Origin of the sequence: Lactobacillus leichmannii, from assembly GCF_024701915.1 — a bacterium.
GTDB lineage: Bacteria > Bacillota > Bacilli > Lactobacillales > Lactobacillaceae > Lactobacillus > Lactobacillus delbrueckii.
Map to the genome: position 1 here is coordinate 1 of NZ_QOCY01000006.1, position 5,073 is coordinate 5,073.

The following is a 5,073-nucleotide window of genomic DNA, read 5'->3' on the forward strand; positions in this document are numbered from 1 at the left end:
TGCGACCTCTTTCCATACAGCTTAGCTGAGAAAACAGTGATTATAGATAAAACATCTTCTACAAGTTCTGAATTTTGATCAACGTTATCTGTCTGATTGATGACAACCAGCTCTACATCGTTTGCCTGACAGATTGTCTCAATCATTTCAAAGCCAAAACGGACAAGCCGGTCTTGGTGATTTACCACGACTCGCTCGCACTGTTTCTTGCAGATCATGTTGATCAGTTCTGTTAAGCCTTTTTTCTTATAGTTAAGACCTGATCCAACGTCTTGAATGATCTTAAACTGATAGCCATTGACTTCGCAATATCTAGATACTACGTCCTTCTGCCTTTGGAGGTCTTCTTTTTGATGACCAGAAGAAACTCGGCAATAGCCGATAGTCAGCAGCTTCTTGGGTTTGGCTGCTTTTATATTGCCTTGCTGAACCTTATCTAGCATTTCTTTAGTGTAGCGACGTTGATTGGAGGCAGTTCTAAGCGGCGTAATCAATCCCTCAGCTTCCCAATTGCGGAGAGTTGACTTGGCAACGTTACGATATTCAGCTGCTTTTGATATGGACATGTATTCGCTCATCGTTTCTTCCTTCCAATCTTTTGATACTGGCATTACATCATGAATTGGTAAGAAATATTACTATTTTGTACTGGATGAAATTAATACTTTTTAACAGTCACACCCCTCCAAGGAAATAGAATTAAATACCAATTACTAAGCATCCCCAATCAAGCATTCACCGCTTGGCCAGGGATGCTTTTTTCTGCATCCCCCTCTAAAAGCAGGCGGAGATACTTCTTGGTAAACTTGCTGGTCGTCAGCTGCAGGCGGGTTTCTAGGTATTCTCTTGCCAAGTCATGCTGGTCGATAAAGGCTTGATAGCCCTGGTCAACGCAAGCCAGGGCGGGATGCTGCAGAAGTTCTTGGCTTAATTTAACAACGTTAAAAGCGGAAAGATCAGTCTTATCTGCAGACTCATTAAGTTCCTTCAGCAAGGCAAGATCTGACCCTTCAGCTGCTTCCGCATTCAGAAATTCCTCAGTCAAATCAGTTGGCACCAATTCATGGTAATAGACATGATAGTCAGAATAAATGCGTTCCTCAGCCGCGATCAGTCCGTCTTTTTGCATCGCCTCAATTACCTGCAGAATCTCCTGGTTTGGCAGAAAGCGAAAATGTCTGTCATAGTCGCTGTGGTTGATGGCGTCATAATCCGGATAAGACAAACCCCGCAGAATCTTCAGACAGTTATTTGGCGTAATCCGCGTCTCATTTCTCAAAGCAAGCTGGGCAATTGCCCGGGCTAACAGGTTCCCCCGCAGGCTGGAAGCAGCAACCTTTTCTTTGATCTTTTTCTTGTAATTCGCCTCTTTCTTCTTCGAATTTGCTAAAAACTTATCATACTCCTCGTCCATCGCCTCTGGCTCTTTTAAGGCAAAAGCATGCTCGTGATCCTTTCTCCCCGTCAAAGTCACTTCCAGTTTGGACTGGTTCTTGAAATGCCAATTGACCGACAGGTCAGCATGATTTTCCTTGATATGGTAAAGCAGCTTTTGCCAGGACTGGCAATTAGCCAAACTTGTCTTAAAGTGCTGAAGCTGCTGGCGCTTGTTGCTTGGTAAGAGAAGTTTCTTTTTATCAGCTGTCAGTTCCAGGTAAGCCTGCTTGTCTCCTGGAAACAGGTAGTCGCTGGCCAGATCCCAATCTTCTTTAGGCAAATGATTCTTCAGCTTGCCAGGCTCCAGGTAGATCCGCTCCTTCTCTCTGTTATCATGGAAAGACTCTTCCTCAAGCTTGGCTTTCAGCCACTCCTTAGTCAGCAATTGGTAAGCCAGGCAAACCTTTAAGCTGCTCGGCCGGAGATACTGCTTAGCCAGGGGCTGGGCCAGCACATCCATGTAATATGGCCGGTCAAAGTAGCTCTCAGCCAGCACATCCATGTAATATGGCCGGTCAAAGTAGCTCTCATAATTCTCAAAGAAGTCGCTGACCAGCTGGTCAGTTTCTTTTTCTGTTAAGACTTTGCTTTCTTCTTTCATCTTCATCCTCAATTCTGTAATTCGCACAAAAATTTGATCAAAGAGGCCGTATCTGAATAGACGCCAATGGTTGGCACCTTCCGCAATACTTCTGTAAGTTCGCCATAGGGACATCCCTGCTTTTAAGTTGCAAATCCCTCATGGTTTCTGGCGCCGCGGTCGTGATTTCGTCATTAGCCACATAGCCAGCTTTCTCTAAGCCCTACCGGATCTGCTGAATTGAATACGTCATCTCATTCTCCTTTCTGTCTTCACATTCATCACTCGACCAAATGTTCGAAGCTCAGTTTTGATTAAAGCAGATTTTTCCTAAAGGAAAAAGCCGCTGGTCACCCTTGACAAAGCCCGGTCTGACGGGCTTTTTACAGGCAAAGCGATCTGTAAAAGCAGCTAAAATTCAATCCGCGGGCAAAGAAAAAAGCAAAGGATAAACCTTTGCTCGAATTCAATTTTTTCAAATTTCAACTTGCTGTCAACTTCTAGCGGAAGAGAACGTCCAATTTGTTGGCTAAAGTCGGGAAGGCGAAGCCCAAATTATTCATGGCAAATTCTGCCGGGTCCTTCTTGCCAATCAGCGGGGCGAAGAGATTGATGTCCTCTCCGGCATTGATGCTGATTTCTGAAGCGCCGACCACTTCGCCATCCTTGTTGAAAATGACCTTTAATTCCGCCTCTTCATCGCCTTCGCCCAAAGCGGCAAAAGTCGACCCCAGCTTCATTCTTCTAACCGTATCGCCTTCTGCCATTTCACTTTCCCGCTTGCCCACCTGGGCGACTTGCGGGTAGGTAAAGGTGCTAGTAGCTACAGCCGGGTACTTAATCCCTTCAGTAAGGCCATTTTCGACAAAATCATAAATGTGGTAGGAGTCAACCCAGGCAACCGGCGTCAGATTCATCTGCCCATTGTCAGCGACATCCCCGGCGGCAAAAATACTCGGGACATTGGTCTGCAAGTGCTCATTAACCGCCACGCCCTTGACCGGATCAAACTTGATCCCTAATTTTTTCAAGCCCAGGCCGTTTACATTAGGCCGCCGGCCAGAGGCGTCGATTACCAGATCAGTTTCAAACTTTTGCCCATTTTCCGCAGTTACTTCATAAGTAGCAGAATTTTTGGCGATTGCCTTAACTGGCGTGTTCAGATGAATTACAATGCCGCGCTCTTCCATTATTTCCGTCAATTTCTCGACATATTCCTGGTCAAAAGGCCTCAGCAACTTCTCAGAGTGCTGCAAGACCGTGACTTCACTCCCAGCAGCCTGCAAGATTGTAGCCAGTTCCAGGGCAACATAGCCGCCCCCAATGACGACCGCCTTTTTCGGCAATTCATCCAAGTCAAAAAACTCATCGTTAGTGATGGCGTACTCACTGCCGGGCACTTCCAAGTGGTGAGGCAGAAGACCCGTCGCAATGACGATATTTTTGCCCTCGTATTCCTGGTCAGCTACTTGAACCGTATGCGGGCCAGTGATCACTCCGCTGCCAAAGACAGTATCCACCTGGTCGCTTTCGATGCTGGACCGCTCTTCTGCACGAAATTCTGCCCAGATCTCCTTCTTGCGCTTGATCAAAGTCCTCCAGTCCAGCTGGGCGGCTGCTTTTACTCCCTTGCCGGTCAGATAATATGTGTTCAAGACCGGACGGACGGCGCCTTCAAGAAAAATCTTTGGCTGGCAGCCGGTATTCGGGCAGGTTCCGCCCCACAAGTTGTTCTCAATGACCAGGGCAGTCCGGTCAGTTCTTGCTAATTTGAAGAGCAGGTGGTTAGCCGCCGGGCCGCTGCCAATGATAATGTAGTCGTATTTTTTCATTGCATTAGCTCACATTTCTATAGATTGAATCTAAAAGATATACAAACAATACTACTTATTTTTTACAAGTTCAACTTTCTTGTTTATACGAAAAAAGACTGGAATTTCTTCCAATCTTGCCTAATTGTTACTTTTTCAGTTGCTTGATCCGGTCGTTCATCTTCCGGGCCAGCTTCTTTTCCTGCTGGTAAAAAATCAGCCAGACGATAAAGGCAACGGCGATTTCACCGGCAATAGTCAAGAAGGCCGACCAAAAGCCCGCTTTAGCCGGGATCCAGCCAGTCCAGAAGCTGACCAAAGTCATGACCAGGCAGCCGGTCCCCATGTGGATCAAGACCTGGTAAGCCGGTGCTAACCTGTCATTTTGATAAACGATGCTGGGCAGGCCAAAGCCGAGGCCGACCAAGATGATGCCGGCCAGCATCTGAGTATATTCAGCAACCGTCATGGTCAAGCTGCCGGCTCCTTTTGCTAAAAGCAACAAGCTGACTAGGCAGGACGAGACGGCGGCGATGCCAATTCCGATTAGGGAACTGACCAGGATATTTTTCTTGGCAGACATTTTACTCCCCTCCTAAAGCCCCAAATACTGCTTAAAAGCGGTCAGGTATTTGCGGGAAATGTAATCAGACAGGCCATGCTCTAAGCGCAGAAACATGGTCCCGTTAAAAGATGCTTCAACGCTTTCCAGGCAGGTCAAGTTGACGACAGCTTGCTTGGAAATCTGCATGAAGTCCTGGCCCAGCTGCTGGTAGACCTCATACAGGCGCTTTCTGGAAAAATACTTGCCTTTTCCGGTGTAGATGACCGTATCGCCGCCTTCGATCCGGACAAGGATGACGTCACTAGATGACCAGACGGTCTTCCTGCTGGGCGATTAACGGGCCAGAGCTGGCGTTGCTTTCCAGGAAAGCAACTGCCCGCTCAACCTCTTCAGTCATTTTATCAGTATAGATCACTGCCAGGGGCAAGTCCTGGTCTTTATTCAGCTCAACTTTAACCTTCATGCTGGCCACCTTCTTTCTCTTTGGCTCTTTTACAATATTATCGTATCGTTTTTTGCCGGTCTTGTCCCAGCTTTTCCGGTAAGATGCAAAAATTGCCCCCTAAGATGCAAATAGAGCCTCCAGAAAAATTCTGGAAGCTCTATTTTCTACTCTAAGTCAAGTGTTATCAACGATTTTAGGTAATTTTATTTTGAAATAAGAGCTCGATCGGGAAATG

At 46.7% G+C, this 5,073-nt stretch carries 6 protein-coding genes; all 6 read right to left on the reverse strand.

The genetic code is table 11. The features are described from left to right. On the reverse strand, positions 1-578 hold a 578-nt coding region (locus DS743_RS00080), incomplete at its 3' end, for an IS607 family transposase (protein WP_258945795.1). 149 nt (positions 579-727) lie between these two features. Then, complete coding sequence (locus DS743_RS00085; protein WP_035184803.1) at positions 728-2,038, reverse strand: hypothetical protein; 1,311 nt, start codon at positions 2,036-2,038, stop codon at positions 728-730. A 479-nt stretch (positions 2,039-2,517) separates the two neighbouring features. Then, positions 2,518-3,849, reverse strand: a complete 1,332-nt coding sequence (locus DS743_RS00090) for a dihydrolipoyl dehydrogenase family protein (protein WP_035184497.1) — start codon at positions 3,847-3,849, stop codon at positions 2,518-2,520. Positions 3,850-3,976: 127 nt separating this feature from the next. Beyond that, a complete protein-coding gene (locus tag DS743_RS00095) occupies positions 3,977-4,411 on the reverse strand; it encodes a DUF3021 domain-containing protein (RefSeq protein WP_035184498.1) in 435 nt (144 codons plus the stop codon). 12 nt (positions 4,412-4,423) lie between these two features. Then, a complete protein-coding gene (locus tag DS743_RS00100) occupies positions 4,424-4,687 on the reverse strand; it encodes a LytTR family DNA-binding domain-containing protein (protein WP_307722557.1) in 264 nt (87 codons plus the stop codon). A 7-nt stretch (positions 4,688-4,694) separates the two neighbouring features. After that, entirely contained in the window at positions 4,695-4,856 is a 162-nt protein-coding gene (locus DS743_RS00105; protein WP_258316585.1) for a hypothetical protein, read from the reverse strand. Positions 4,857-5,073: the final 217 nt, after the last annotated feature.